This window comes from Hydrophilobacter chitinilyticus, assembly GCF_049860745.1.
Taxonomy (GTDB): domain Bacteria; phylum Pseudomonadota; class Gammaproteobacteria; order Burkholderiales; family Burkholderiaceae_C; genus Rhodoferax_B.
The window spans coordinates 1,677,599-1,703,492 of the sequence record NZ_CP187561.1 but is presented as its reverse complement, the minus strand read 5'-3'; the positions used below and the strand labels follow the sequence as shown (position 1 = coordinate 1,703,492).

The window sequence follows — 25,894 nt, the reverse complement described above, 5'->3', positions numbered from 1 at the left end:
TGAAGCTCACCGCTCAGCGCTGGAAGTTCGGTGGATCACGGCGTCAATCTGGCAAGGCACCGGTTTCGCGCCACCAGTGCCGCACCACCAGATAAAGCGGCCCGGCCATCAGGGCGGCGCAAAGGTAGCCATAGGCCGCGCTGCCCGGCGTGAGCGTGGTGGCCAAGGTTTGCATGAAGTCTGAGGTGTCCTTGGCGTAAAGGCTGAACAGCATGCCCAGGCCTTCCAGCGTCAACTGAATGGCGATCAACGACAACACCAGGGTCGACAAACGGAACAGCGCGTAAAGCGAAAAACGCGATTGCAGCGAGCGGTAGGCCAGCACCATCAAGCCGGTGGCAAAGCCGCCCAACACGATGCCACCAATCGCCTCCATCAACCCGTGGTCGTTGGTGATGGTCTGCAGGAAAAGACCGGCCTCAAAAAACTCGCGGAACGAGGCGAAGGCGCCGAACGCCAGCACGGTGGAGACACCGGCCGGCCCGTCCAGATAGTCTTCCAGGCGCCCGCGCACATGGTGGTCGATTGCGGTACGAGACGACAACATGGCAATCGCCATGAACAACACTGACAAGCCCAAGCCAATCGACAGGGCTGCCTCCACGTGGTCGTCGCAGTCGGTCAGGCTCAACATCAGCACCAAGGCGCTGGCCGTAAGCGCCCCACCGGCCACGCCACGGGCCAGCGGCGTCAGCAGATCCGCCCGGTCGATGCGCAACAAATAAGCGCGTGCCGACAAGGCGATGAAGATCAGTTCGGCCGCTTCACGCAGCACCACAAATGACGCTTCCCACATAGCCGTCAATCGAGCAGTTGATCAGCCCAAGGGCTGTTTTTAACAATGATTCGCATTACCCAGAAGTATAGAGCCCACCTCTTCCATGCGACACTCGCCGCATGGATAACCCCACGCCACAAGGAAACCCGCAGGACTTACTGAGCGTCATCGACCGCGCCGTGGACAACTTCCACGGCAATCTGGATGACCTTGAGCGCGCCATCGGCATGCTGATGGTTGGGCGCCAATATGGTTGGCGCGTGGTGTTTCTGATCCACAGCCAAAGCACGGTGCGCAAGTATCTGAAGATCCTGGGCCTCAAGCATTTGCGCGATGTGCTGCCCGAGGTTGGCGTGCTGGCGCACCGGTCGACCGCTTGGCGTCTGGTCGAAGGCACAGAGAACTTCTGGAAGGTGGTACGCGGCCAAATCAGCGGCATTCGCAGCACACGCACCGAGAAGTAGCCTCCTTCGGGGGCCTCACTTCAACTGGCCACGCACGTGGCCATTTTCTTTTTCGACTTCAAAAAGAGTAGTTGTTTAAAAGACCACTATCCCAAGGGATTCTTGCGTCCCAAAATCCCTGTTCTCCTTTCCATTCTCAACAAAAGCGATTGCCTTGAGAGCAACAGAATGAGAAATTAGTAGTACTTGACAGAACTACTAACAAGAATTTACATTCCCTTGGTTTGCAAATCATTCTCATTTGTTTCTCGTTGGTTTTGCTTAGCGCGAACAGCGGTTCACCCACCGCGTATGCAAGCGCAAGTACTCATTAACCAACCGCCAGTCCAAGCCAGTACCAGCCAGTTCATGAAAAGCCTGTCGAGCGATCCGTTGTCTGCCACGTGTGTCCCGTATCCACAAGCGTTGGCCACTGAGCATGACACCGCCACCCACGTCGCCGTGCAGCGGCTGACCCAAGCCAAGCTGCGGATCACCGACGCGCGCATCCTGATCCTCACGCTGCTGTTGAAGACCCCTACGCGCGGCTACACCTCGGACTCGCTAGCCCGCCTGGTGCTGGAGCAAGGGGTGCGCATTCGCCTGTGCACCATTGGCCAAACCATCCGTGGCTTGACCGCGCACGGTTTGTTGACGCGCGAGTGGACACACGCCGGCAAAAGCATTTACTGGATTGGCAGCGGCGACCGCACCGGGCACAGCCACCAGATGGTTTGCCGCCACTGCGAGCGCAGCTACTTTGTGAACGCGCCCACGCTTCGCGAACAGTTGGAGCATCTGGGTGACACCTGCGGCATGGCGGTGGCCACGCAGCCCATCTCCATCCACGTGACCTGTGCCGAGTGCAACGACAAGCCCCAGACATCCCCACTTGAAGACCTCGAAGAGATCGCGCCTAAGCGCCGATCCAACCTCGTGCCTTTGCGCCCAGCTCGTGGGCAGTTCCGTTTTCTGTAAATCACTTTCCAATTCAACAAAGCTCATTTCATGAAGTTCAAGCGCTCTACTTTTCTCGCGGCATTCGCGGCGTCCATCCTCGTCGCCACGCCCTGGTCCATCGCCCAAACCGCACCAACGCCCAGCGCCGACGGCATCCTGGTCTACAACGCCCAGCACGGCAGCTTGACCAAGGCCTGGGCCGAAGCTTTCACCAAAGACACCGGCATCAAGGTCACCATCCGCAATGGCGGCGACACCGAACTCGGCAACCAGATCGTGCAAGAAGGCAGCGCCTCGCCGGCCGACGTTTTCCTGACCGAGAACTCGCCCGCCATGGCACTGGTGGACAACGCCAACCTGTTCGCCGCGCTGAGCGCGCCGACGCTGGCCGAAGTACCCGCCAACTTCCGCCCCAGCCACGGCCGCTGGATCGGCATTGCCGCGCGCAGCACGGTCTTTGTTTACAACAAGGCCAAGCTCACGCCCGAGCAATTGCCCAAGTCCATGCTCGATCTGGCCGATCCCAAATGGAAGGGCCGTTGGTCGGCATCGCCTGCGGGCGCGGACTTCCAGGCCATCGTCAGCGCTTTGCTGGAACTCAAGGGCGAAGCCGCCACGGCTGCATGGCTCAAAGGCATGAAAGAAAACGCCGTGCTCAACAAGGGCAACAGCGTGGTGCTCAAGGCCGTGAACGCGGGCCAGATCGAAGGCGGCGTGATCTACCACTATTACTATTACGGCGACCAAGCCAAGACCGGCGAAAACAGCAACAACACCCAGTTGCACTACTTCCGCAACCAAGACCCGGGCGCGTTTGTCAGCATTTCTGGTGGCGGTGTGTTGGCGTCCAGTAAACACAAGCCCGAAGCAGAAGCCTTTGTGAAATGGATTGCCGGCAAGGGCGGCCAAGAGATTCTGAAGAACGGCGACGCCTACGAATACGCCGTGGGAACCGGTGCCGCTTCGAACGCCAAACTGGTGCCGCTGGCCGACCTGCACGCCCCCAAGGTCGAGCCGTCCAAGCTCAACAGCAAGAAGGTCACCGACCTGATGACACAAGCCGGTTTGTTGTGATCTCGCAGGCCCATGCGGCCTGAGAAAACACCCGGCACCGTGCTGTCATTCGCGGCGTCTAAAACCGCAGACAGCACCTGAGACCCGCCCCCACCGCGCCTCTCCTCCCCCGCTTGCAGCCTGGTCTGCAGCCGCGAGGCTGGGCGCGTGTAACGGCCACACATCGAAATACCAACCCTATTCGCTTGATTGACACAGCGCAGGGAGAACTGTCGCCTGCAGTTTCTTGGCACTTCTTTTTTCGTTCCATCCTTTCCTTCATTAGCCAGCCACGCCAGATCTTTGTCTGACCCGCCAGCGATCAACTCAACCTTTGGCCCATCATGTCTCGACGTCCAAAACCACAGATCAAAGCAGCTTCGCTCCGTCACACCAGCACGCCACCGGCCGTGACCACCAGCGTCACCACCTACTCCTCCATTCCATTGGGCGCGATGATGCTGGCCGCGTCCGTCAGCGGCTGGGCGCAATCGTCCGCCGACAAAACGCTCTCGCCGGTGACGGTGACCGAGCGCGCCGAAGCGCCCGAGGGCAAAGACGCGCTGCAAACCAAGAAGTCCAGCATTGGCAAAGGCAACCAGGACATCCGCGACATTCCGCAGTCGGTCACCGTCATGACCGAAAAGCTGATCGATGACCGCAAGCTCGACACCTTGAAGGACGCCCTGCACCACGTGGCCGGCATCACCTTTGCGGCCACCGAGAACGGCACCGACCAGGACATCCGCCTGCGCGGCTTCCCTGTGGCCACGGTGGGCGACTTGTTGATCGACGGCATGCGCGACCCCTCGCAATACGACCGCGACACCTTCAACTATGACCGCGTGGAAGTGCTTCGCGGCTCGGCCTCGATGCTGTTTGGCCGTGGCTCCACCGGCGGTGTGGTGAACCAGGTGACCAAGCAACCGATGGCGATCACCCAGCATGACGTAGAAGCCACAGTGGGCTCGCGCGGCTACTACCGCGCCACCGGCGACTTCAACATCTTGACCGGCGAAGATGCCGCGCTGCGCATCAACGCCATGTGGAACAAGGCCGACAACGGCGGCGCCAGCATCGACAAATACGGCGTGGCCCCCACCTACCGCTGGGGCATTGGCTCGCGCAATGAGTTCTCCGTTGGCCTGTTCTATCTGGACGTGGATAACGTTCCCATGGCCGGCGCACGCTGGCTAGGCACGGGCGTGCCCGGCACCATGGCAGGCGTACCCAACCTCAAACCAGGCAACTTCTACGGCACCGACAGTGACTACATCCGCGGCAAGGCCTCCTACCTCACGCTGAAGCACGTGCACCGCTTCGATGACAACGGTGAACTCAAATCGCAACTGCGCAGCGGCACGTTTGACCGCTCGCAGTGGGGCACTACCGCCGGCTTCGCCACCGGCACTACTTCGCTCAACCTGAACGACAGAACCGTGTTGACCCGCAGCGGCCTGTCGCCACGCAAGGACTCGTACGACGGTACGTATTTCCAGAGCGATTACAGCAACACCTTCAACTGGTTCGGCATCAAGAACGAAGTGCTGACCGGCGTAGACGCTGCCATCGAAAAGGCCGACCGTTATGGCGCCTACGGCACGGTTGGCACCAACTACAACAAGGGCAACACCACCGTCGGAAACCCCGACGACGGTCGTACCCTGAGCGTGCAGCCCACCTATCGCGACACCAACGGCTACAAGTCAAAAGCATTTGGTCTGTACTTCCAGGATCTCGCCCAGCTGGCTGAATCGTGGAAGCTGCTGGCTGGTCTACGCTACGACAAGTTCGATGGCGATTTCCAGCAATGGACCTATGCCAATGCCAACACCACGGTGCCGACCACCAACCCACAAACCAATCTGTCGGAGTCGCTGTTCAGCCAACGTTTTGGCGTGTTGTTCCAGCCGTCGGCCAGCCAGTCGTACCACTTGTCTTACAGCACGTCGTTCAACACCTCTGCCGACACCTACCAGTACGTGACACCGCAGAATGCGAACACACCACCCGAGAAAAGCCGCAACATCGAACTCGGTGCAAAGCTGGACTGGATGGATGGACGCCTGTCGACACGTGGCGCGATCTTCCGCACCGAGAAGTACAACGAACGTACAACCGACTCTGACTTCGCGGGCACTTCGTACCTGCTTTCGGGCAAACGCCACTCCGCTGGCGTTGAACTGGACGTTGTGGGCCGGATTACCCCGCAGTGGGAAATCTACCTGTCCTATGCCTGGACCCCAGTGGCCAAAATTGACCAGGCTGGCAGCACAGCACAGGCCACGGTGGGCCAGCGTGTCGGCCTGACGCCAAAGCAAAGCGGCAGCATGTGGGTGAGCTACCAAGCCACGCCGAAACTGCGTGTGGCGGGCGGCATCAACGGCGCGTCGAAGAACTACCCGCTGCAAGGCACGAGCGGTGCGGCCTCGACAACGGCCTCTGCTGCAGGCTATGTGGTGGCTGACGCCATGGGCGAATACCGCTTCACCGAAAACACCTACGCGCAGTTGAACGTGTCGAACCTGACGAACAAGCTGTACGGTGACCAGTTGTACCCCGGCTTCGTAATCTCGGGTGCGCCCCGCACGGTGAAGGTCACGGTGGGCACACGCTTCTAAGCGCCGGCCGCAGAACAGCCATCTGCGCTTTCTGCTACGGCATCGCTTGACCTTGGCACCTGACGAGGTGCCAAGGTCCAACCCAGCGCTGCCGTCAGCGGCTTAGGCAGTTGGCCATCGGCCAACTGCCATCACCCCAGCTTCAAGTTCACGTTCTTGGTATACGTGAACTCCAGCAGCTCGGCAAAACACTCTTCCCGGCCAATGCCCGATTGTTTGACGCCCCCGAACGGCGCCCCCATGAAGTGCTGGCTGGCGTTGTTGACCCACACATAACCGGTCTGGATGCGCTTGGCTGCACGGTGCGACGTGTTGAGGTTCTGCGTCCAGATGGAGCCCGTCAGGCCAAACTCCACGCCGTTGACCTGCTCGAACAGCACGTCTTCGTCGCGCCACTTGAACACCGACATCACCGGCCCAAAAACCTCTTCGCGCGCCAGCCGCATGTGCGGCTGCATGTCGGCAAAGACGGTTGCTTCATAGAAGAAGCCATCCTTCAGCGCCGGATCGTCTGGCTGCTTGCCACCGCACACCAGGCGCCCGCCTTCTTCGAGTCCTGCCGCCACGTAGGCTTGCACCTTCTCCAACTGCGCGCGGCTGACCAGCGAACCCATCGTGGTCTTCGGGTCTGTGGGAATGCCAGGGCGATGGCGCTCGGGCAACAAACGCACCACCTTGTCGAGCACCTGGTCGTGCAGCGATTCATGTAGGAACACGCGACTGGTGGAGCCACAGCTTTGGCCGGACCACGTGAAGTTCATGCCGGCGATGATGCCGTTCACCAGCTTGTCGATGTCGGCATCGGGAAAGGCAATCAGCGCGTTCTTGCCGCCCAGTTCCAGCAGCACGGGCTTCAGACTGTCGGCAGCGGTTTTCATCACCGCCTTGCCCGTGGGCACACCGCCGATGAGCGTGATCTTGCGTACCAGCGGATGACGCCCCAATGCCTCGCCGCACGCGCGGCCGCCGCACAGGAAGTTGGCCACGCCGGGCGGAAAGATATGCCCCACCAGTTCGGCCAGCCGCAGGGTGGACAGCGGCGCCTGGTCGGGCGCCTTCACCACCACCGTGTTCCCCGCAGCCAAAGGCGCGGCCAGGCGCGCGGCCGCAAACATCAGCGGGTGGTTGTAGGCCACGATACGCGCCACCACCCCCAGCGGCTCTTGCAAGGTGTAGTTGAAGTTGCCATCGCCCATGGGGATGGTCTCGCCTTTGATCTCGGTGGCCAGGCCCGCAAAATACTCCAGGCAGTCGGCGGCAAAGCCGGCGTCCATGGCCAAGGCCGACACCGGGTTGCCGTTGTTCAAGGCGTCGAGTTGGGCCAGCGGTTGGTCGTGTTCACGCAACACCGCCGCGGCCCGGCGCAGGTAGCGCGCCCGCTCCAGCGGTGGAGTGGCGGCCCAGGCCGGAAAGGCGGCATGGGCTGCTTGCACAGCCGCGTCCACGTCATCTGCATCGGCCACCGGTGCGCTGGTGATGGCTTCGTTGTAGCAGGGGTTGAAGGTTTCGGCGTAAGCATTGGCCTTGGGCACATGCCAGGCGCCGCCGTAATACAGGCCACGCTGGGTGGGCAGAATACCAGGGGGAATTTCATGGGCACGCATGCGGGGTTCCTCAGTCTTTTGAACGCGTCAAACCTGCGGTCATGGCCGGGCTGTAGCCGGTTTGCACCACCACATCCACCACCACGGTCTCGCCCCGCTCCACGGCCGCAATCGCCCCTTCCAGCACCTGCGCCAGTTCGGCGGCGTCCTCTACCGGGCCAAAGCCGGTCAAGCCTTGCCCGCGCGCCATCATCGCCAGGTTGGGTGGTGGGTCGCTGATGCGCTGGCCGATCCAGCGGTTTTCCACTGGCCGCTTGCGCTGTCGCGCCACACGCTCCTGGTGCAGTTCGTCGTTGAAGAACGAGCGGTTGTTGCACACCACCACCAGCATCGGAATGCGCGCATTGGCGGCCGTCCACAAGGCATTCACGCCCATCATGAAATCGCCGTCACCGATGATGGCCACCGGCAGACGGTCGCTGCCCTTGAGCGCCAGCGCGGAGCCAATCGACATCCCGGGCCCGGAGCCGATGCCGCCCCCTCCGTCATAGCCCAAAAAGTCGAGCGGGTGCTTGAAGTCCCACATCTCACCGCTCCAACTCAGCGGCAAACGCATCAGGCAAACTTTGCGCTCACCCACTGCTTTGCGCACCGTGGCGGCCAGCGTGGCCACTGTCATCAAGCCAGTACCCGCACCTGCTGCTGCAGCGGCTGCGGGAACAGGCCGCGTCGCCACTTCCAATGGGGCGCGCGCCTTCACCAGCGGGTTCAGCAGCGCCACTGCGGGCTCGGGTTCACACAGCAAAAACAGGTCTACCGGCGGCAGGCCCTGGTGGTCCATGCTCCAGCCGTTGTGGCTGTATTGGTCTACCGACACCTGGATGACCTTGCTGCCCACAGGCTGGTCGCCCCAGGCCTGCTTCAGCGTGCCCGAAAGATCCAGCCAGTCGAGGCTCAACACCACGTCGGCACGGCGCAGCACTTCCTGCGCGGTGGGGTTGAGGAAAGCACCGCTGGGAGCCGCATGCAAAGGGTGGTCGGTGGGGAAGGCCGCACCCACGCGCAGATCGGTCAGCACCTCGGCCTGCAAGGTTTCGGCCAACTGCACACGCTGGTTCCAGCCGTCCAGGTCGCGTGTGACGCGGCCCATCAGGATCACCGGACGCCGGGCGGTGGACAGCCATTCGGCCGCCTGGGCCAGCACCTCGTCCGAGGGGCGCGCGGGCGGCGGCGCAAGATAACGTGTGGGATCTTGCAGCACTTGTTTACCTGGCAGTTTGGACTCCTGCAGCGCCGCATCAAAACACACATACACCGGCCCTTGCGGCGCGGTAGTGGCAATCTGCCGGGCGCGCAACAGCGCCTCTTGCGCGGCCGGGATGGACGCCGGTTGGGCGTCCCATTTGGTGAAGTTGCGCACCATGGCGCCCTGGTCTTGCGCGGTGTGGATCCAGTCGATCCACGGGCGGCGTTTGTTCGCATCGACCGGCCCCGTAGCACCCAGCACGATCACCGGTACGCGGTCGACCCAGGCATCAAAGATGGCCATGGTGCCGTGCATCAAACCCACGTTGCTGTGCAAGATGGCAATCAACGGCTTGCCCGTCACCTTGGTATAGCCGTGGGCAATGGCCACCGCATGTTCTTCGTGCAGCACCACCACCATCTGCGGCTGCTCGTTACCCAGGTGGTTGACCAGGCTGTCGTGCAGACCGCGAAAACTGGCGCCGGGGTTGAGCAGCACGTAGGGAATGTCCATCGCGCGCAGCATTTCGGCGATGGCATCGCTGCCCCACACGGTGTCGTCGGGTTCCGATGGTTGTGGAATGTCCCGGCGCACGGCGGGGTGTGAATTGAGGGGCATGGTCTCTCCTGATGCGAGGGGGTATTTGGTGGGGCCTGTGTCATTCCGGCACGATGTTGGCGGCCTTGATCACGGCCGCCCAGCGCTTCTGGTCGGCGGCAATCAGCGCTGTGAACTCGGCCGGCGTGCTGGTTTCGGCATAGATGCCTTGTTCGGCCAGCTTGGCGCGCACGTCGGGCAGCTCAAGCGAGCGGCGCAGTTCAGCGTTGAGCTTGTTGATGATGGGTTGCGGCGTTTTCGCCGGCGCCACCATGCCGATCCAGATGTCGCTCTCGTAGTTGGGCACGCTCTCGGCAATCGTGGGCACGCCGGGCAACAGGGTGTCGAGCCGTTTGGTGCCGGTGGTGCCCAGCGCACGGATCTTGCCGCTGCGGATGTGCGGCAATGCCGTGTTGATGGGGCAGAACATCACATCCACTGTGCCACCCAGCACATCCACCATCGCCGGGGCCGAGCCCTTGTAGGGGATCTGCGTGATGCGGGTGCCGGTCATTGACTTGAAAACCTCCGCCGCCATGTGTTGCGGGCTACCCGCCCCGGCCGAGGCATAGGTGAACTTGTCTGGCGCGGCCTTGGCCTGCGCGATCAACTCATTCACGTTGGCCGCGCTGACCTTGCTGGACACCACCAGCACCATGGGCACGCGCCCCATCATCGAGATGCCCTGCAGGTCGCGCACCACATCAAACGGCAGCTTGGGATAGAGCACGGGGTTCACGGCCACCGTCTGGTTGGGTGCGACGGCGATGGTGTAGCCGTCGGGTTCTACGCGTGACATGAACTCGGTGGCAATGTTGCCCGCAGCACCGGGCTTGTTGTCCACCACCACCGGCTGGCCGAAGGCCTCGCCCATCTTCTGCCCCAGCACCCGCGCGAGCACATCGTTGGAGCCGCCCGGCGGCAAGGGCACAACGATATGGATGGGCTTGGTTGGGAACTCTTGCGCATGCACCTGCAAGCCCGCTGCCGCAGCAAGCACGCCAGCCGCGAGGGCCAAGGCGCGGTGATTGAGTTTCATGTTTGTCTCCTTTTTTTGACGATCGCCGACGCATCGTAGGGAGACGTTCAAGAACATTCAATCTTGAACTTTGAATCAATGTGAGAGTTGTTTGGGCGTCAAATCGGTGCGCCCGGCCCTTCGACAAACTTGGCACGCGGCCGCAGCAGTAGGCCCGACGTACGTTGCTCGCGCACATGGGCCACCCAGCCCGCAATACGGCCTAACGCGAACAGCGCCGCCGGGGCTTGCGGCGGCAGGTTCATGGCACGTGCCAGCACCACCAGAGCAAACTCCTGCCGAGGCAACAATCCGGCAGCAGCATGGATGTCTTCTAGAAAACGGAAGATCGCCGTGAGCTCACGCCCCAGCCCGCTGCGCGCGCGGGCCAGGTCGAGCAACTGCGCCGCACGCGGGTCGCCCTTGGGGTAGAGCGGGTGGTCGAAGCCCGGCACGCTCTGCCCCTGGCCGTGCAGTTTGAGCGCGCGGTTCAGCAGCACGGTGCGGGTCTTGGGGTGTCCGAGGAAAGACTCCACACGCTCGTACATGCGCCCCACCTCCACACCTGAAGTTGCACAGAGTGCAGACGCCAGGCAACTGTGTAGCGTGCCGCCCGCTGAAGCCACCACGCGAGCACCCAGGGTACCGGGCGACAGCTCGTGGTCGGCCATCAAGATCAGGATGGCGCGCAGCGCGGTCAGGTTTTCATCAGAGGGCGCGATGCCCAACGCGGCCATCAGTCCACCCACAATGCTTTCGCCTGTCTCTAGAGGGCGGTACTGTTGCGCCGGCCCCAGAAAGCCGCAGCATGCCACCACCGCCTGCATCACCTCGCGCGCCGCAGCAAGTGTGCGCCCTTGTTGCAAGCGCTCGGCCACAGAGCCCCGGCGCATGCCCAGCATCAGCACGACCAGCGAGAAGGTTTCCAAGATGTTGTGACGCGCTTGCAGCGACGTCAGCGTTTCGGTCAAATGCAGCAACTCGGCACTCGGTTTTTCCACGGGCCACGAGGGTGATTTTTTTCGCTCGCTGGTCCAGAGCAGCTCGGCCACCGTCTCGAACGAAACCTCGTCACGCACCAGGTCCGCCGCCAAGTGCCCTCGGTAGCGTGGCCCTTGGGGTGTGATCTCGGTGATGGAGGTGGGGAAGATCGGCTCACCCCAGTTCATGGCGGATGCCGCCACCGCACCGTGCCCCGCGCGCGCCGCCGAACGCATGCTGACCCGCGTGATGTCGTCCAGTAAATACAGCCGGGCCTTGGAACCCTGTTGTGGAATGCTGCGAATCCAGCCCCGGCTGACGTAGGCATAGAGTGTTTGCTGCCGCACGTCCAACAAACGCATGGCTTCAACCGCCGTCGCGTAGGCGCTACGGGGCACGGAGGAAAACGCTGAGCGGTCGGACTTCACAGCATGAGAGATGCACGTTTTGCATAGAGGGCTTTCCCAATGCCAAGGCTTCACAAGCGACGTGTGAGGCCACACGTCGTTTGACCTTCACACGTCACATGAACCCAGCAGCGGGCACGTCATTGTCCGCTTGGTGTTGGCCGAATTGAAGCGGGGTTACGCTTATGCCTCATCGGCCGTCAGTCCATTACCTCGCTAACCACGGATCACTGGTGCGCCTGCATGAAGCCAGCAAAAAATGCACTCAGCTCCTGGTGCGCATCCAGCGGCAAGACATGCGCAATGTATTGGTCGGGACGTACCACCACCAAGGCACCTTGCGCCCGGTCAATGCCGCGTACGTCGAAGATGTTCTGCCCGCTCTTGAGGTTGGGGCAAAACGCTTTCTCATAGTCCCTCAGCCCGTATCGACCCTTGGTGGGACGCAGCAGGTTCGGCAACGCGCCGTAGTCCAGTTCGCGGTGCTCCTGTTGAAAGATGACCCGCAGATCGAAGATCGCATCGACGTCATGCCCCGCTGGCGTGTACAGGCGCACCGGCGATGCGGCAGAGGTTTCCAAAAACTGCCATAACCCGGCCACACGGCTATCGGCCTCACTCGTGTTGAGCCCATGTGCGGCATCGGCAAACGCGTACAGGCGCCAGCGGCCGTCGGCCTTGCCCACATGCCCAAGTTCAATGGGCTTGGCGTCGTACACCCGCAGCACGGGCGCAGAGTGAAAACGCGTGCCAATCACAAAACCGGTGGCCAAGTGTTGGTGGGTGCCCTCGCCGCAAATGACGGAGGGGCGGTAACGCGTGCCCATGCCGGCGGTAAAGCGCCCATGCTGCTCAAAGTACTTTTGAAACTGCTTGGGGTCGACCCCTTGCGCTTGGCCGCTGGCCTTTTCGCCACCGGCATTTTCCTTGGGCCGATCGCTGAACATCTTGGCCCACTCGCGGTCAAAGTCGATCAGTTCCTGGGCCACCACCTGCCGCTCTTCTGAGTAGGTTTTCAGCAGCTCCGGGCCACACTGTTGATGCAACACGGCGGCCAGTTTCCAGCCCAGGTTGAAGGTGTCCTGCATCGAAAAATTCATGCCCTGCCCGGCCTTGGGGCTGTGGGTATGGCAGGCGTCTCCGGCGATGAACACGTGGGGCATCAGCGTTGCCGCATCGTCAACCACATCATCGTATTGGTCACAAATGCGTTGCCCGATTTCGTACACCGACCACCAAGGCACCTCTTTCACGTCGAGCGTGTAGGGGTGCAGAATGCGCTGCGCAGTGGCGATGAGGTGGTCGATGGTGATGCCACGGTCGGCCGCCCGCTCTTCTTCGCCGAGCTTGTCCATCTCGACATACAGGCGCACCAGATAACCCCCTTCGCGCGGGATCACCAAGAGGTTGCCGTTGGCCGATTGCACGGCGGCCTTGTAGCGGATGTCAGGAAAGTCTGTGACGGCCAATACGTCCATCACGCCCCAGGCTTGGTTGGCCGAGTCACCCACCAAGCGGCGCCCAATCGACTTGCGCACACCGCTGCGCGCACCGTCGCAGCCCACCACGTAGCGCGCCTTCACGGTCTCGATCTGGCCGTTGTGCTGCGCATCGGTTCGTTCCAGTCGCACCGTGACCGGGTGGTCCCCTGCGCTGCGGTCGAGCTGCAGGTCGACAAATTTTCGAGCGTAGTGCGGCTCCAAGCGGGTGGCCGAGTTGCGCATGAAGTCCAGGTAGAAGTCGTGGATCCGCGCCTGGTTCAAGATCACATGCGGAAACTCTGACAAACCGTCCTCTGTATCTTGCACCCGGCCGTGGCGCACGATGTTGTCTTGCTGCTGCAGGTCAGGTTTCCAGAAGGTGACTTCGTTGATCCAGCAGGCCTCTTTCAGCACCCGCTCGCTAAAGCTGAAGGCTTCAAACATTTCCATCGTGCGGCAGGCAATGCCATCGGCCTGCCCCAGCTTCATCGGGCCATCCTTCTGGTCGACGATGCAGGTGCGAATGCCGGGAAACACCGCCAACTGTGCGGCCAGCGTCAGGCCGGCAGGGCCGCAGCCGACGATCAGCACATCCACCTCTTCAGGAAGCGTATCGGTGCGCGGCGCATTCAAGGGCGATGGCTCCAGAACCTCCGGGCCGCCCGGTCTGAACCCGTTCAAGTGAAATTGCATTTTTTTCTAACCTCTGTCTTCGTGGCCGCCGGTGTTTACTCGGCCTTGATGTTGGCGCTCTTGGCCAGGTCGGTGTAGCGTTTGGCGTCGGCCTTGATCAGCTTGGCGAGATCGTCGCCCGAGCCCTTGTAGGGTTCGACCCCGGCGTTCGACAGGTTGGAAACCACCGACGGATCAGCCAAAATTTTGGAGATGTCGGCCACCAGTTTCGACACCACGGCGGGCGGCAAATTCTTTGGCCCCATCAAGGCGTACCAAATCGAAAAGTCGAACGGCTTCAAGCCTTGCTCTTCAAACGTGGCCGTGTCGGGCAACAAACCATAACGCTGTGCGGTGGACACGCCCACCACCTTCAGCCGTCCGCTCTTGGCATACGGTGCGACCAAATTGGCGCTGACGATGGCCAGTGGAATCTGCCCCCCCAGCACGTCGGTCACGGCCGGTGCGCAACCTTTGTAGCCCGCATGGGCGGCGGCCACACCAGTTTGCTGTTTCACAAGCTCCATCACAAAATGCTGCGGCGTGCCGATGCCACATGAGCCATAGCTCAGGGCATCGGGCTTGGCCTTGGCGGCGGCGACGAGTTCTTTCACGTTGCTCACGTTGAGCGAAGGGTGCGCCGCCAACGCAATCGGCGTCACGCCCAGCAGCATGATGGGCGTGAGGTCTTTCTCGGGGTCGTAGGGCAGCTTGCCCATCACGCCAAGGTTGGTGACCATGGTGCTGTTCTGCAGCAGCAGCGTATAGCCGTCGGCAGGTGCACGCACCACTTCAGAACTGCCGATGTTGCCCGAGGCACCCGCCTTGTTGTCGACCACCACACCCTGGCCCCATACCTGCTGCAAACCGGCACCGATTTGCCGCGCCAGAATGTCCGAACCACCACCTGTGGCGTAAGGCACCACGATGCGCACAGACTTGGATGGATAGGTGTCCGCCTGCGCGACCACACCAACGGCCAGCAGTGCCGCTGCGCAAAGGCCCGTGAAAGATGATTTGAATCGCATGAAATGTCTCCTTGTTTTGTTATCTGTGGTGGCGCGTTTTACTGGTCCAGATCGATCTGGCCGAGCCGCTTGATCCAAAGATTCCACGAGCGTGGAATCTGGCCGTCGTTCATGTCGGAAGAAAGCTGCGCTTCTTCCTTGTTGAGGAAGGTGATGTCTCCCAGACCGTTGGCCGCCAGTTGCAGCTTGGCATTCACTTCGGCATAGATCGCGCGGTAAATTGCCTGCTCCAACGACGTGCCCACGACGGTGGAACCGTGGCCGCGCATCAGCACACAACTGTGTTTGCCGAGCGACCTGGCCAAGGCGTGGCCCAGGTAAGAGCTGCTGATCAACATGTCGGTGTTGCCACCGGCTTCACGGATCTCGAAATGCGCCGAGCCCTCGCCCAAAAAGCCCGACATGTGGAACACCGGCTTCAGTGCGTTCTTGGTTATGGCAAACGGGATCACGCTTTGCGAGTGGCTGTGCACCACCGCCACCACATCGGGGCGGGCGCGGTAGATTTCGCCGTGGATGAAGCGCTCCAGGTACGGCCGCTCGGTTTGGTCCGACAGCGTGTTGCCGTCAAAGTCGTAGGTGGTGATGTCGCGCCGGCGCACCATGCCCGGCGCGCGGTTGCACGACAGCAAAAAGGCACCGGGTTCGCTGTCATGGCGCACGCTGACGTGGCCCAGGCCATCGACGATGTTTTGGTCGTAGAGGATGCGGTTGGCGTAGACGAGGCGATCGACAAGATTGGGGGCGGGTGGTTTGATGGACATCGACTTGGCTCCTATTGGTGTTCTACACAGGGTCAAGGTGATCTGCGCCTTTGCTGTTAACAACTGATCGCCAATCATGGGCATCGAAGCTGTGGGGTCACGCTCAACTCTGCATTGGTCACATTTTTCTCTCGCGGCCTCTATGCTGGCAAGCGTGTGGCAAGATAATTAATATTTCATTTTTCAATAATGCAGCGCCTGAAGAAGGAGACATACCGGTGGCCAAGCTCGACCTCGAATGGCTCAAAGTCTTTGAAGAGGTATTCAAGACAGCCAGCGTGTCCAAGGCGGCGGACCGGCTGGGCATTCCCCAAGCCGCCGCCAGTGCTGCATTGATCAAGCTGCGCGCGCACTTTGGCGACCAACTGTTCAGCCGCACCGCACGCGGCATGCTGCCCACGCCGTATGCACAGACCATCCAACCGCAACTGCGCGCGGTGCTGGAACATCTGGAGCAGGCTCACGCCAGCCGCGGCGGTTTTGAACCCGCCGAGGCGCAGCGCATCTTTCGCATCGGCATGACGGACATCAGCGAAATCGTGTTGCTGCCCACGCTGCTCAACCACCTGCGCCGCGTGGCGCCCGGGGTTCAGGTGGATGTCGAAAAAATCTCGACCGACAGTGTGCGGCGCCTGCAAGACGGCGACATCGACCTGGCGGTCGGGTTCATGCCGCAACTCGACGCGGGCTTCTACCAGCAGGTCTTGTTTGCACAGAATTTTGTGTGCCTGGTGGCGACCGATCACCCCCGCATAGGCAGCAAACTCAGCAAGGCCGCTTACAGCCGAGAAGGCCACGTGCTGGTCAGCTCGTCGGGCACCGGCCACGCCATCGTCGACAAAGTGCTGGAGCGCGCCGACGTGCCGCGCCAGGTGGTGCTGCGCGTGCCCAGCTTCCTGGGTGTGGCCCGCATCGTGGCGGAAACCGAACTCATCGCCACTGTGCCCAGGCTCTATGCCGAGGTCATGGCCATCCGCGAGAAGATACGCCTGCTACCCGTGCCGCATGTGCTTCCGCACTACGATGTGAAGCAACATTGGCATGAGCGCTTTCATACAGACCCCGGCAACGTGTGGCTGAGACGGACGATGTCAGACTTGCTGGGCGATGGAGGTTCTGGCGATGGCCGCCACAACCGCAGCGGCAGCAAACCCAGCAAGCTCTAGCCACCTGGGCCGCCGGCTGTTGCCCCTTAAAGAACCTCAGCCTCCAGCAGCTCCACGGGGTCTCCCCAGCGCGCGGCGGCATCGACCACTGTAGGGTCGCGCAAGGCACATAGAAAACCTTTGTCAACCAGCACGTTCTCACCTGCCGTCACCGTGCTGTCGAGTGTCACCAAGTCCATGTGCACCGGCGGCTCTTCCCAGTCTGGCATGACACGGCGGATGTAGTCGCTGGGCTGCTTGAGGTCGATACCAAAGTGCAGCGCACCTGGTGCATTCGAACCCGCAGGGTAGATGGTGTGCCTTGGCGCCTTAGGGTTGAATCCACAGCCGCCACCCTCAATCATCCGACCACCTACCAACATTTCGCGCAGGATGCGCGCCTCATCTGACTCACCCTCAACACGGCTGACGGTATCACCCTCAAAGAAGACGCCAATCTTTTCGTCGAAGGGTTTGGCAAAACCGACAGCCCATTGGGGATACAGAACGCCCGACATCGGCACTACCGCACTGAAGTCATTCTTGACGGAGTTGTGGTCCCAGAAATTCGGGCCATGGGTCGCCAGATAGTGCACATAGCAACCGTTCTCTTCTGCCGTCATCTGCCCGCGCCACCGGTTGGTCGCGAGTTGGTTGTCACGCATTTCCGGCGTAAAAGCGATACGAAAGTCACTGCCGCGCGCATCGGTAAAGCGCAGATCGAAATGCTCTCCTTTGGGGTAACGGCTTGCCGTTCCCCTGATGATTTCGCCGACCAGGTCCAACGGAAACCGCGCTTGCGGCGTGTGCAGCAAATCGAGGTTGCGGAAGTAGGTGATCTTGACCCAGCGCTGCCCTTGGCGGCGCAGCCGGATGCACAAGGGATCGAGGATCGAGCAAAACCAGGTCGACACCACGAAGGTCGCTTTCTCCAGCAAACCCTGCACGCTTTCTGGAATAGCCGTGACTTGCGTGCTCGGCTCCATGTAGATACGCACCGTGGCACCGCGCGATTTCGCCAGGCCGATGACCGCGTCGATCACCCTCGGGTCCAGCAAGGGGTCGGCCAGAAACAGAACCTCGTCGCCGGGCCGTATCGCAAACACGCGCTGAAAATTATCGAGCGCTTGAAAGAAATACTTGGTTTGCGTGACGGCTGGGTCGGCCGGTGGCGGCAACCCTTGCCAATTTCCACCGGGTTGGACATGGCTCACCGAGGGTGACGAAGACGGGAAAAACATAGGGACTCCTGAAACAAGCAGCATGCAAAGAGAGGTGAGACGCAGAGAACAGAATGGCTGCGGCCCTACTCGGTGGTGGCCCCCGACGATTTGACGGCGGCGCCCCAGCGCACAATTTCAGACTTCACGAAACTGCCAAACTCCGTAGGGGACGAGAGCACTACTTCGGCGCCCCGATCGGCCAACTGTTTTTTGAGTTCCGGGTCTGCGAGCACCTTGCGAACTGCTTCATTCAGCTTGGCCACGATGGGAGCGGGTGTTCCGGCCGGAACAAACAGTCCGTCCCAAGCACTCACGTCGAAGTTGGGAACGCCTGACTCTGCGATGGTGGGCATTTCAGGCATCGTCGCCACACGTTTAGCGGTGCTCACGGCCAAGCCTTTCAACTTGCCTCCGCGGACCTGGGGCGCGGTGTTGGGCATCACGTCGATCAACATGTCCACCTGCCCCCCGATCAAATCCGTGATGGCCAATGCCCCACCCCGATACGGTACATGCAGCATCTGCAACCCTGCGGTTGACTTGAGCATCTCGCCCGCCAAATGCGATGTAGTGCCATTGCCTGCCGAGGCAAATGTGTATTTGCCAGGCTGGCTACGCACCAGACTCACCAGTTCGGGCATTGTCTTGGCCGGAAAGTTCGGCCGCACCACCACCAAAGCAGCGATGCGCGTGAACTGACTCACGGGCTCAAAATCTTTGATGGCATCAAACCCAGGGCTTTTGTACAAGCTTTGGTTAATCCCATGGGTGCCATTGGTGCCGTATGCAAGGGTATAGCCGTCCGGTGCAGAGCGTGCGGCTGCCATGGTCCCAATGTTGCCACCCGCCCCCGCCATGTTTTCAATCACCATCGGCTGACCAAGGACCGACCCCAATCGCGTGAACACCAAGCGGGCGAGCACATCTCCACCACCACCGGGTGGAAAAGGCACGATCACGCGCACGGGCTTGCTCGGATATCCATCCCCTTGCGCAAACGCAGGCGGAGCCAAAGTCACCAGAGCGGCTCCAAGCGCGGCCGCTGCGCAGAAAGCACGGCGTGGATGGCCGATGGTCATGCCGTGGTCGTCGGAAATGGTGCGTCGGCTCAAGGCCCGGTAGAACGCAGAAAAGCAGAAAGATTGCATGGCATTGTCTCCGTGGGTCATTTGTAGTGGTTCACACGCCATCTCTCAAATTGCGTGCATTTTTAAATCTTAGCACCCTAAGAATATGAAAAATTATAGGGAAATACCCTAGATATCCATAGCCTTGATGAATAATTGCATGCATTTATCCTTGCTATTGCGCCACATTCGTAGGACCTAAAACCGCGAGATAGGCGCCAAAAATTCACTCACCTTCCCCAATCAACAAAGCCATGGCCTCTCAAATTGAACGTGTCATCCAAGAGTTGCGACATCGAATCTTCTCCGGTGAACTGGCGCCTGGCGAACGCTTGGTGGAGGTGCAATGCGCGACAGAACTGGCGGTCTCTCGTACGCCCTTGCGCATCGCGCTGGGTGAACTTGAAAAAGAGGGCCTGCTCGAACGGCTTCCCAAAAGAGGCTTTCGGGTGCGGCTGTTCACCATCGCGGCCATTGGTGACGCCATTGACGTGCGTGGAGCGTTAGAGGCACTGGCGGTGGAACGCTTGGCCGAGCGAGGGGCGTCTGCCAATGTGCTGGCCAAGCTGCAGGATTGCGTTGCCGATGGTCACGCTTTGATCGAAGCGGCTCGTCTAAACAAACTCAGGCTGGATGCGGCTAGCTGGATCGCTATGAATGCACAGTTTCATACCACCCTGATTGAGGCGGCGGACAACATCATGCTGAAAGAAGCCATCGACGCCGTCAACAAAACGCCGATGGCGGGCGCTGGGTCTTTAGGACTGAATGGGAGCTTGCCCGTGCTCGAATTCCCACTCATCTCGCGCGCGCAGGAAGATCACCACGAGGTTCTCAACGCCATTCGATCCAGGGAGGGTGGGCGGGCCGCTTACTTGATGCGTGAGCACGCTCGCAGAAGCCGAGACAACAAGCTGGCCATCATGGCCAAGCTCCATGGAACGGCCGGTGGTCTATCCGCCGACACGGCTTTGCCCACAGCTATATTGAAGCCAGCGGTCGCATAGAGCGACACACCACTGGCGAGGACCCAGGCTGAGGGAACTACAAACTGGCCCGAAAGCCCGCCTGCAAATGGCTTCGCAAGTGACGCACCAACAACGACACCGCTCGCGGCACATGTGGTGAATAGGGGCGAATGGCAAATATCTTGTCGGCGAAGGAGCCTACGGGCCGCCAGTCCGGCAGAACCTCCATCAAGTGCCCAGTGCTCAAGCCCGCCTGCGCACTGAAGTCTGGAACCAGGGCAATACCCAGCCCGGCGAGTGCCGCGTCTCTCAAGGCCTCGCTGTTGTTGGCGGCGAATGGCCCCGTGATCGGCACCGTGGTCCGGTCGGCAGATTTAGCGCGCCCCACTTTGGGCTCAAACGACCACACCTTCGAATCGGTGCTTCGCGGGTAATGCAGACAGGCGTGGAGCGATAGCTCCTGAGGAGTGTGCGGCGTCCCATGGCGCTGAAGATAGCCAGGACTCGCCACCAACATGGAATGGGTCTTGGACAGCGGCCAAGCGACATGCGTATCGGGTGGCGAAGCGGTATGGCGTATGGCGAGATCAAAGCCTTCAGTTGCCAGCGAACTCAAGCGGTCCGACAGCTCCATCTCCACTCTGATCGACGGGTTCTCGGACAAAAAAGTAGCGATGTGCTGTACAAGGTGTTGGCGCCCAAACGCCACTGGCGCCGTGAGCCGGACCAAGCCTCTCGGTTCGTGCCCTTCATCTCTGGCTTCGTCGAAAACATGGGCGATCTGGTCAAATGCGCCGCGCGTGTCTTCGACCAGGCGTTGTCCGGCTTCGGTCAAGCGCATGCTGCGTGTCGTCCGCCGGACCAAGGCAACGCCAATGGCACGCTCCAACTCGGTTACTCGCATGCTCATCGCCGCTTTGCTTACGCCCAGGCGCGCAGCGGCCTTGGTGTAACTGCCCTGCTCTGCCAGAACGATAAGCCATCGGAGATGCGACCACAGTGTTTCTACGTTGGGGGTATCCATCCTAGTATTGTTCATTTAATTGAACAAATAGTTAAGCACTGTGTTGTAGGCAAACATCCTTCGATTTTCTAGACTGTGGAGACTTGTCTTCCGTCCTCCACCTTTCAACCAGGTTCACCGCTATGACCACACCCAACATTCCAACCATCGCGCACCATATCGGCGGGCAAATTGCGAACGGCACCTCTGAACGTTTTCAAGACGTCTACAACCCCGCCACCGGCGCCGTCACCGGCCGCGTAGCGCTGGCCGACACCGCCGAAGTCGCCAAGGCCGTGGCCGCCGCACAAGCCGCCTTCCCGGCCTGGGCCGACACCCCGCCAATCCGCCGTGCCCGCGTGTTGTTCAAGTTTCTGGAGCTGCTGAACCAGCACAAGGACGACCTGGCGCGCATGATCACCGCCGAGCACGGCAAGGTGTTCACAGACGCCCAAGGCGAAGTCTCGCGTGGCATCGACATTGTGGAATTCGCCTGCGGCATTCCGCAGTTGCTCAAGGGCGACTTCACCGACCAGGTGAGCACCGGCATCGACAACTGGACGCTGCGCCAGCCGCTGGGCGTGGTGGCCGGCATCACGCCGTTCAACTTCCCGGTGATGGTGCCGATGTGGATGTTCCCCGTGGCGATTGCCGCCGGCAACACTTTTGTGTTGAAGCCCAGCCCTACCGACCCGACGCCTTCGCTGTTCATGGCCGATCTGTTGAAAAAGGCTGGCTTGCCCGACGGCGTGTTCAACGTGGTGCAGGGAGACAAGGTGGCCGTGGACGCATTACTGGTGCACCCGGATGTGAAGGCCGTGAGCTTTGTCGGCTCCACGCCTATTGCCAACTACATCTACGAGACCGGCGCCCGCCACGGCAAGCGCGTGCAGGCCCTGGGCGGCGCGAAGAACCACATGGTGGTGATGCCCGATGCCGACCTTGACCAAACCGTGGACGCACTAATCGGGGCCGGTTACGGCTCGGCCGGTGAACGTTGTATGGCCATCAGCGTGGCCGTGTTGGTGGGCGATGCGGCCGACAAGGTGATCGACAAACTGGTGGCACGCACACACGAGTTGAAGGTGTTGAACGGTACGAACCTGGAGGCCGAAATGGGCCCTATCGTGACCAAGGCGGCACATGAGCGCATCACCGGCTACATCGCGACGGGTGTACAAGAAGGCGCCAAGCTACTGGTCGACGGCCGTGGTTTCCAAGGCGCGCGCGCCGGAGCCGGCTGCGACAACGGTTTCTGGATGGGCGGCACACTGTTCGACCATGTGACGCCCGAGATGCGCATCTACAAAGAAGAGATCTTCGGCCCGGTGCTGAGTTGCGTGCGTGTGAAGGACTTGAAAGAAGCCGTAGACCTGATCAACGCCCACGAGTTTGGCAACGGCGTGAGCTGCTTCACCCGCGACGGCAACGTGGCGCGCGAATTCAGCCGCCGCATCCAGGTGGGCATGGTCGGCATCAACGTGCCGATTCCCGTGCCCATGGCCTGGCACGGCTTTGGTGGCTGGAAGAAGAGTTTGTTTGGCGACATGCACGCCTATGGTGAAGAAGGCGTGCGCTTCTACACCAAGCAGAAGTCCATCATGCAGCGCTGGCCAGAAAGCATCGCCAAAGGCGCTGAATTCGTGATGCCCACCGCAAAGTAATCGACGTACTCAGACACTCAATCCAGGAGCCGACTATTGGCTAACTTTTAGGCGCTCGTCACAGGGTTGAAACGGCAAAGGCCGCTGCAGTTGAATCTGCAGCGGCCTTTGTCATTCTGGGTCGCACCTGCTCAATGCAAGTCGGTTACTCGACAGGTCTTCTCTCCCGGGTAAATACTTAGATAACTAACCTTGTTGCCAATCGATTGAATCCATAAAATATTAGACATCTAAGCATTTAAAAACTGAGTGCAAGGGGTAAGGCATCTACATACAACCACGGCCCCGCACTTTCCAACCTTGATGGAACGATGAAATGAAGAGCTCAAGTGCTGAATCCAGCTTCGCCTGGAACGACCAGCTACGCGTAGGCCACGCTCACATGGACGATGACCACCAAGTGTTCGCAAGGCTGATCCAGGAACTGATCGCAGCGCCTGATCCAGCCCTGCCCGGTTGCCTCGAGCAGGTCATTGCGCATGCCAAGGCGCATTTCGGGCAAGAGGATGCTTGGATGCTGGCGTTCGACTTCCCTGCACGGCAATGCCATATGAATGAGCATGTGGCAGTGCTGCGGTCTGCTGCAGGCGTGCAGCGGCGGCTGCAGGCCGGCGACAACGAGGCCACGCGTCGCTTCGCTCAAGAGCTGGCGATGTGGTTCCCGCCCCACGTGCAACACCTCGACTCAGCTTTGGCGGCATGGATCTGCAAACAGGCTTGGAATGCCAAGCCGCTCGTCTTTCACCGACCACCCAGCCGCGTCCCAGTCGCTACGGCCGCTGTGGCCGCGTAATCACCTGTACCGGAGTATTCCCATGATGACAAAAGAAGAAAATGATTTGTTGTGCCGCGTGGAGGGCGACGCCCCCATGGGGCAACTGATGCGCCGACACTGGACCCCCATCTGTCTACTGGAAGAGGTCAGCGAGCCTGACGGCACACCTGTCAAAGCGCGCGCCTTTGGCGAGGATCTGGTGGTGTTCCGCGATAGCGATGGCCGGGTTGGCGTGATGGACGAACACTGCCCGCACCGCGGCGCCTCGTTGGTCTATGGCCGCAATGAAGAAGGAGGCCTGCGTTGCCTCTACCACGGCTGGAAGATGGACGTGGAAGGCAACGTGTTGGAGATGGTCTCCGAACCCGCCGCAAGCGGCATGGCCGACAAGGTCAAGCACAAGGCGTATCCCACGCAAGAGTGGGGTGGAATGGTATGGGCTTACATGGGCCCTGCTGATGCCGTCCCGGCGTTTCAGCCTCCGGCCTGGGCGCCTACGGCCGATGCACGCGTCAGCATTGCCAAGGTGCTACTGCCCTGCAACTGGGCGCAAATCCTGGAAGGCGCCATCGACTCGGCCCATAGCTCCAGCCTGCATTCATCGGACATGGTGCCTGCCCGGGTGGACGGTGCCAAAGCCACCGAAAACACCTGGCTTCGCCCCAGCACTGACAAAGCGCCTCGCATGCAGGTGCAACGCACCAGCTACGGCTTTCGCTATGCTGCCCTACGTCGCCCCATCACCAACGCAGTTGCAAACGACTATGTACGCTCGACCGTGTTTGTGGCGCCAGCGACTGCACTCATTCCCCCCAACAACCTCTATAACGTGGCCAACATCAATGTGCCGATGGACGACGTATCGAGTGTGTTTTATTTCATTGCCTGGGGGCACCCCGCCCAAACACCGGAAACCGAAACCTGGCGCAAGTTTTTGCGGCAAACCGTGGGGATCGACCTGGACGACAACTACCACCCGCTACGCACCCAGGACAACCGCTTTTGGCAAGACCGCCAGGCCATGAAAGCGGGCAACTTCACCGGCATCACAGGATTCCCCAATCAAGACGTGGCCATGTGGTTGACCATGGGGCCAATCGCTGATCGCAGCCATGACCGACTGGGCGCCAGCGACCTGGCCATCGTAGAGTTTCGTAAACAGATGTTGGAAGCGGTGCAAGCCTTTCAACGCGGTGAGCCTGCCATCGGTACCGGCGATCTGGCGATTCCTCCCACCGTATGCGCCTTCCAGGCCATCGTGCCCAAGACCACCGATTGGCGCGCGCATGAAGTCAAGTACATCTGGGCCAACGATGGCCCACACCCCGAAATGGAACCCTCTTACTCTGTGAGCGCCCAATCATGAGCAAACTCCAACTCTCCGTCGCCATGGGCGACTACGACCGCACCCGTGCGCTGTTTGATGGCCGCGTGTTGATCGACGGTGTCGACCCGGTCTACATGCTGCTGAACCCGGAGGAAATGTTTTTCCGCGCGATGCGCAGCATGGACTTCGACATTGCGGAGTTGTCGTTCTCCAGCTACTTGGTGAAGCACGCCAAAGGCGACTGCCCATATATCGCCGTACCTATTTTTTTGTCGCGCGCATTTCGCCACACGTCGATTTACGTGCGCAAAGACCGCATCACCAAGCCGCAAGATTTGAAGGGCCGCCGCATCGGTCTACCCGAGTACCAGCTCACCGCCAACGTCTGGGCGCGTGCCATTCTGCAGGACGATTTCGGCGTGCGGCCCGAAGACGTGACCTGGGTGCGCGGTGGCATCGACACGCCTGGCAGGCCTGAAAAAATCAAACTGCAACTGCCGCCAAACGTGCATGTGGAAGCCGCCCCTGACGGCGTCACGATTTCAGAATTGCTCGACCGTGGCGAGATCGACGGCTTCATCGGCCCGCGACCACCCAGCGCCTCGGCGCTGCGTAACCCCCACATCGGCTGGCTGTTCGACGACCCCACCGCCGTGGCCAAAGACTACTACCGGCGCACCGGCATCTTCCCCATCATGCACGTGGTGGGCATTCGCAAAGAACTGGCACAGCAACACCCGTGGTTGCCCGGCGCGGTGGTGAAGGCCTTCACCCAATCCAAGGCGGCCGCACTGGCCTTGTTGAGCGACACCTCGGCCACCAAAGTGACCTTGCCGTTTGTGGAGGAGCAACTCAAGGCGGCACGCGAAAGCATGGGTGAAGACTACTGGTCGTACGGTGTGGCACCTGCTCGCAAGACGCTGGAAGCCTTTGTACGCCACCACCACACGCAAGGTTTGTCAGAACGCTTGGTGGCGGTGGAGGAATTGTTCCATCCATCGACCTACGAGAGCTACAGCATCTGAGCGCAAACGATTTCGCCCCCGATAGAAAAACCAGGAGACACAAC

General features: G+C 60.8%; 21 protein-coding genes. 10 read left to right on the top strand and 11 right to left on the bottom strand.

Annotated elements, in window-relative coordinates; all coding sequences use genetic code 11:
- Positions 1 to 43 precede the first annotated feature (43 nt).
- A complete protein-coding gene (locus ACPWMG_RS07660) occupies positions 44 to 796 on the bottom strand; it encodes an FTR1 family protein (protein WP_483304052.1) in 753 nt (250 codons plus the stop codon).
- Positions 797 to 897: 101 nt separating this feature from the next.
- Between ACPWMG_RS07660 and ACPWMG_RS07655 the strand changes: the two genes are divergently transcribed.
- The 4 genes from ACPWMG_RS07655 (at position 898) to ACPWMG_RS07640 (ending at position 5,855) form a co-directional block, all read left to right on the top strand.
- Positions 898 to 1,242, top strand: a complete 345-nt coding sequence (locus tag ACPWMG_RS07655) for a hypothetical protein (RefSeq protein ID WP_483304051.1) — start codon at positions 898 to 900, stop codon at positions 1,240 to 1,242.
- Positions 1,243 to 1,590: 348 nt separating this feature from the next.
- A complete protein-coding gene (locus ACPWMG_RS07650; protein ID WP_483304050.1) occupies positions 1,591 to 2,199 on the top strand; it encodes a transcriptional repressor in 609 nt (202 codons plus the stop codon).
- A gap of 30 nt (positions 2,200 to 2,229) precedes the next feature.
- Entirely contained in the window at positions 2,230 to 3,255 is a 1,026-nt protein-coding gene (locus tag ACPWMG_RS07645) for an iron ABC transporter substrate-binding protein (RefSeq protein WP_483304049.1), read from the top strand.
- A gap of 323 nt (positions 3,256 to 3,578) precedes the next feature.
- A complete protein-coding gene (locus ACPWMG_RS07640) occupies positions 3,579 to 5,855 on the top strand; it encodes a TonB-dependent receptor (protein WP_483304048.1) in 2,277 nt (758 codons plus the stop codon).
- Positions 5,856 to 5,986: 131 nt separating this feature from the next.
- Here the strand turns inward: ACPWMG_RS07640 and ACPWMG_RS07635 are convergent, their stop codons facing one another.
- The 7 genes from ACPWMG_RS07635 to ACPWMG_RS07605 form a co-directional block, all read right to left on the bottom strand.
- Positions 5,987 to 7,459 (bottom strand): aldehyde dehydrogenase family protein, encoded by a 1,473-nt coding sequence (locus tag ACPWMG_RS07635; protein WP_483304047.1) that lies wholly within the window; start codon positions 7,457 to 7,459, stop codon positions 5,987 to 5,989.
- Between the two features lie 10 nt (positions 7,460 to 7,469).
- Entirely contained in the window at positions 7,470 to 9,263 is a 1,794-nt protein-coding gene (locus ACPWMG_RS07630) for a thiamine pyrophosphate-binding protein (RefSeq protein ID WP_483304046.1), read from the bottom strand.
- A 40-nt stretch (positions 9,264 to 9,303) separates the two neighbouring features.
- Positions 9,304 to 10,281 carry a tripartite tricarboxylate transporter substrate binding protein gene (locus ACPWMG_RS07625; RefSeq protein WP_483304045.1) on the bottom strand — a complete coding sequence of 326 codons (978 nt, stop codon included), beginning with the start codon at positions 10,279 to 10,281 and terminating at the stop codon, positions 9,304 to 9,306.
- A 98-nt stretch (positions 10,282 to 10,379) separates the two neighbouring features.
- On the bottom strand, positions 10,380 to 11,639 hold the full coding sequence (locus ACPWMG_RS07620; RefSeq protein ID WP_483304044.1) for a citrate/2-methylcitrate synthase: 1,260 nt from the start codon (positions 11,637 to 11,639) through the stop codon (positions 10,380 to 10,382).
- 236 nt (positions 11,640 to 11,875) lie between these two features.
- Positions 11,876 to 13,822: an FAD-binding monooxygenase gene (locus tag ACPWMG_RS07615; protein ID WP_483304043.1), complete on the bottom strand. Its 1,947-nt coding sequence runs from the start codon at positions 13,820 to 13,822 to the stop codon at positions 11,876 to 11,878.
- A gap of 35 nt (positions 13,823 to 13,857) precedes the next feature.
- Positions 13,858 to 14,829, bottom strand: coding sequence for a Bug family tripartite tricarboxylate transporter substrate binding protein (locus ACPWMG_RS07610; protein WP_483304042.1), 972 nt, complete (start codon positions 14,827 to 14,829; stop codon positions 13,858 to 13,860).
- Positions 14,830 to 14,867: 38 nt separating this feature from the next.
- Entirely contained in the window at positions 14,868 to 15,593 is a 726-nt protein-coding gene (locus tag ACPWMG_RS07605; protein ID WP_483304041.1) for a class II aldolase/adducin family protein, read from the bottom strand.
- 218 nt (positions 15,594 to 15,811) lie between these two features.
- On the opposite strand from ACPWMG_RS07605, the gene ACPWMG_RS07600 reads away from it, so the two are divergent.
- On the top strand, positions 15,812 to 16,759 hold the full coding sequence (locus ACPWMG_RS07600; RefSeq protein ID WP_483304040.1) for a LysR family transcriptional regulator: 948 nt from the start codon (positions 15,812 to 15,814) through the stop codon (positions 16,757 to 16,759).
- Positions 16,760 to 16,785: 26 nt separating this feature from the next.
- Here the strand turns inward: ACPWMG_RS07600 and ACPWMG_RS07595 are convergent, their stop codons facing one another.
- Both ACPWMG_RS07595 and ACPWMG_RS07590 read right to left on the bottom strand, forming a co-directional pair.
- Positions 16,786 to 17,979, bottom strand: coding sequence for a hypothetical protein (locus ACPWMG_RS07595; RefSeq protein WP_483304039.1), 1,194 nt, complete (start codon positions 17,977 to 17,979; stop codon positions 16,786 to 16,788).
- A 65-nt stretch (positions 17,980 to 18,044) separates the two neighbouring features.
- Entirely contained in the window at positions 18,045 to 19,109 is a 1,065-nt protein-coding gene (locus tag ACPWMG_RS07590; protein ID WP_483304038.1) for a Bug family tripartite tricarboxylate transporter substrate binding protein, read from the bottom strand.
- A gap of 233 nt (positions 19,110 to 19,342) precedes the next feature.
- Here ACPWMG_RS07590 and ACPWMG_RS07585 point away from each other — a divergent pair, with 233 nt between their 5' ends.
- Positions 19,343 to 20,095, top strand: a complete 753-nt coding sequence (locus tag ACPWMG_RS07585) for a GntR family transcriptional regulator (protein WP_483304037.1) — start codon at positions 19,343 to 19,345, stop codon at positions 20,093 to 20,095.
- A gap of 37 nt (positions 20,096 to 20,132) precedes the next feature.
- Here the strand turns inward: ACPWMG_RS07585 and ACPWMG_RS07580 are convergent, their stop codons facing one another.
- Positions 20,133 to 21,080: a LysR family transcriptional regulator gene (locus ACPWMG_RS07580; protein WP_483304036.1), complete on the bottom strand. Its 948-nt coding sequence runs from the start codon at positions 21,078 to 21,080 to the stop codon at positions 20,133 to 20,135.
- 122 nt (positions 21,081 to 21,202) lie between these two features.
- Here ACPWMG_RS07580 and ACPWMG_RS07575 point away from each other — a divergent pair, with 122 nt between their 5' ends.
- The 4 genes from ACPWMG_RS07575 to ACPWMG_RS07560 all read left to right on the top strand — a co-directional run bounded on the left by ACPWMG_RS07575 (position 21,203) and on the right by ACPWMG_RS07560 (position 25,850).
- The gene (locus tag ACPWMG_RS07575) at positions 21,203 to 22,723 is read left to right on the top strand and encodes a CoA-acylating methylmalonate-semialdehyde dehydrogenase (RefSeq protein ID WP_483304035.1); all 1,521 of its coding nucleotides are present in this window, start codon (positions 21,203 to 21,205) and stop codon (positions 22,721 to 22,723) included.
- 316 nt (positions 22,724 to 23,039) lie between these two features.
- Positions 23,040 to 23,516 (top strand): bacteriohemerythrin, encoded by a 477-nt coding sequence (locus tag ACPWMG_RS07570; RefSeq protein WP_483304034.1) that lies wholly within the window; start codon positions 23,040 to 23,042, stop codon positions 23,514 to 23,516.
- A gap of 22 nt (positions 23,517 to 23,538) precedes the next feature.
- The gene (locus tag ACPWMG_RS07565; protein ID WP_483304033.1) at positions 23,539 to 24,864 is read left to right on the top strand and encodes a Rieske 2Fe-2S domain-containing protein; all 1,326 of its coding nucleotides are present in this window, start codon (positions 23,539 to 23,541) and stop codon (positions 24,862 to 24,864) included.
- Positions 24,861 to 25,850, top strand: coding sequence for an ABC transporter substrate-binding protein (locus tag ACPWMG_RS07560; RefSeq protein ID WP_483304032.1), 990 nt, complete (start codon positions 24,861 to 24,863; stop codon positions 25,848 to 25,850). Before ACPWMG_RS07565 ends, ACPWMG_RS07560 begins: the two co-directional genes overlap by 4 nt.
- Positions 25,851 to 25,894 lie beyond the last annotated feature (44 nt).

Bases quoted from the DNA above. Each gene is read 5' to 3' on its own strand.
- ACPWMG_RS07655 (WP_483304051.1), top strand. From the start codon at position 898: ATGGATAACCCCACGCCACAAGGAAACCCGCAGGACTTACTGAGCGTC.
- ACPWMG_RS07580 (WP_483304036.1), bottom strand. From the start codon at position 21,080: ATGGATACCCCCAACGTAGAAACACTGTGGTCGCATCTCCGATGGCTT.
- ACPWMG_RS07645 (WP_483304049.1), top strand. From the start codon at position 2,230: ATGAAGTTCAAGCGCTCTACTTTTCTCGCGGCATTCGCGGCGTCCATC.
- ACPWMG_RS07615 (WP_483304043.1), bottom strand. From the start codon at position 13,822: ATGCAATTTCACTTGAACGGGTTCAGACCGGGCGGCCCGGAGGTTCTG.
- ACPWMG_RS07585 (WP_483304037.1), top strand. From the start codon at position 19,343: ATGGCCTCTCAAATTGAACGTGTCATCCAAGAGTTGCGACATCGAATC.
- ACPWMG_RS07595 (WP_483304039.1), bottom strand. From the start codon at position 17,979: ATGTTTTTCCCGTCTTCGTCACCCTCGGTGAGCCATGTCCAACCCGGT.
- ACPWMG_RS07575 (WP_483304035.1), top strand. From the start codon at position 21,203: ATGACCACACCCAACATTCCAACCATCGCGCACCATATCGGCGGGCAA.
- ACPWMG_RS07590 (WP_483304038.1), bottom strand. From the start codon at position 19,109: ATGCAATCTTTCTGCTTTTCTGCGTTCTACCGGGCCTTGAGCCGACGC.
- ACPWMG_RS07635 (WP_483304047.1), bottom strand. From the start codon at position 7,459: ATGCGTGCCCATGAAATTCCCCCTGGTATTCTGCCCACCCAGCGTGGC.
- ACPWMG_RS07570 (WP_483304034.1), top strand. From the start codon at position 23,040: ATGAAGAGCTCAAGTGCTGAATCCAGCTTCGCCTGGAACGACCAGCTA.
- ACPWMG_RS07605 (WP_483304041.1), bottom strand. From the start codon at position 15,593: ATGTCCATCAAACCACCCGCCCCCAATCTTGTCGATCGCCTCGTCTAC.
- ACPWMG_RS07610 (WP_483304042.1), bottom strand. From the start codon at position 14,829: ATGCGATTCAAATCATCTTTCACGGGCCTTTGCGCAGCGGCACTGCTG.
- ACPWMG_RS07630 (WP_483304046.1), bottom strand. From the start codon at position 9,263: ATGCCCCTCAATTCACACCCCGCCGTGCGCCGGGACATTCCACAACCA.
- ACPWMG_RS07625 (WP_483304045.1), bottom strand. From the start codon at position 10,281: ATGAAACTCAATCACCGCGCCTTGGCCCTCGCGGCTGGCGTGCTTGCT.
- ACPWMG_RS07650 (WP_483304050.1), top strand. From the start codon at position 1,591: ATGAAAAGCCTGTCGAGCGATCCGTTGTCTGCCACGTGTGTCCCGTAT.
- ACPWMG_RS07560 (WP_483304032.1), top strand. From the start codon at position 24,861: ATGAGCAAACTCCAACTCTCCGTCGCCATGGGCGACTACGACCGCACC.
- ACPWMG_RS07660 (WP_483304052.1), bottom strand. From the start codon at position 796: ATGTGGGAAGCGTCATTTGTGGTGCTGCGTGAAGCGGCCGAACTGATC.
- ACPWMG_RS07640 (WP_483304048.1), top strand. From the start codon at position 3,579: ATGTCTCGACGTCCAAAACCACAGATCAAAGCAGCTTCGCTCCGTCAC.
- ACPWMG_RS07565 (WP_483304033.1), top strand. From the start codon at position 23,539: ATGATGACAAAAGAAGAAAATGATTTGTTGTGCCGCGTGGAGGGCGAC.